The sequence below is a fragment of the Actinoplanes sp. NPDC048791 genome (assembly GCF_040650095.1).
Classification (GTDB): Bacteria; Actinomycetota; Actinomycetes; order Mycobacteriales; family Micromonosporaceae; genus Actinoplanes.
This window is the reverse complement of sequence record NZ_JBEZGQ010001572.1, coordinates 1-1380: the sequence shown is the minus strand read 5'-3', so window position 1 is coordinate 1380 and position 1380 is coordinate 1. Positions and strand designations below refer to the sequence as shown.

At 73.0% G+C, this 1380-nt stretch carries 1 protein-coding gene and 1 pseudogene; both read left to right on the top strand.

Annotated features, from left to right (window positions below):
- Window positions 1-450: pseudogene (locus AB0C29_RS48585) on the top strand (hypothetical protein); the annotation flags it as partial.
- 21 nt (window positions 451-471) lie between these two features.
- Window positions 472-1326, top strand: coding sequence for a bifunctional DNA-formamidopyrimidine glycosylase/DNA-(apurinic or apyrimidinic site) lyase (gene mutM, locus AB0C29_RS48580; RefSeq protein ID WP_360835177.1), 855 nt, complete (start codon window positions 472-474; stop codon window positions 1324-1326).
- The last annotated feature ends 54 nt before the right edge of the window (window positions 1327-1380 follow it).

Genomic DNA, 1380 nt, shown 5'->3' with positions numbered 1-1380 from the left:
GCCTATCTCGGCTGGGTCGCGTGGCGGGTCGGTGACCTCGACGCCTGGTTCAAGATCCAGACCGCGGGCTGGGGCACGTCGTTCGACTTCGGGGCCAGCACGATCGACTTCCTGGGCAGCACGCTGACCGTCGGCGAGGGCTGGGTGCCGATGAGCGTCGCCCTGATCCTGCTCGCCGCCCTGGCCGCGGCCGGGGTCGCGCTGGCCGGCCGGCCGTGGCTGCCGCTGGCCGTCTACGGGCTCGTCGCGATGGTGCTGGCCTACGGGCAGGCGGGTTTCTACCACTCCAAGCCGCGCCTGCTGCTGCCCGTACTCTTGACGTTGCTGCCTTCGGTCGTCGCCGCCGCCCGCGCCCGCCCACGGGTCGCGGTCCTCGCGATCGCCGCCTGGGCGGCGTTCGGCCTCTGGTACGGCGCCTACCTGGTCGCCGTCTGGCCCTACACGATCTGACCCCACCCCCGAAGGACCCCCGTGCCTGAGCTTCCCGAGGTCGAGACCGTCCGCCAGGGACTGGCCAAGTGGGTGACCGGCCGGCGCATCGACACCGTCGAGGTGCGCCACCCCCGGGCGATCCGCCGCCACGTGCCCGGCGACGTGCACTTCGCCGCCGTCCTCAAGGGGCGGACCGTCACCGACGTCGCCCGGCGCGGTAAATACCTGTGGCTCCCGCTGGACTCCGGCGACGCGATCATCGCGCACCTCGGCATGAGCGGGCAGCTGCTGATGCAGCCGGCCGGGGCCGAGGACGAGGTGCACCTGCGGGTCCGGGTCACCTTCGCCGACGACGGCCCGCAGCTGCGCTTCGTCGACCAGCGCACGTTCGGCGGCCTGTCGGTCTCCGAGGGCGGCGCCGAGCTGCCCGACGAGATCGCGCACATCGCCCGCGACCCGCTGGACCCGCTGTTCGACGACGAGCTGTTCGTGGCGCGGCTGCGTGGCAAGCACACCGAGATCAAGCGGGCCCTGCTGGACCAGACGCTGATCTCCGGCGTCGGCAACATCTACGCCGACGAGGCGCTGTGGCGGGCCCAGCTGCACGGCGCCCGCCCCACCGACGCGCTCACCCGCCCCGCCGTACGCCGGCTGCTCGCCCACGTCCGCGACGTGCTCAGCGAGGCGATCGTCGCGGGCGGCACCACGTTCGACGCGCTGTACGTCAACGTCAACGGGGAGAGCGGCTACTTCGACCGGTCGCTGAACGCGTACGGGCGGGAGGGGCAGCCCTGCCACCGGTGCGGCTCGATCATGCGCCGCGAGCAGTTCATGAACCGCTCGTCCTACAGCTGTCCGCGTTGCCAGCCGCGCCCCCGCCTGCCGCTGCGCTGACGTAGGGGCTGGTGTCGGTGGCCAGCCCGAAGCCCGCGCCGCGGCGGCCCATCA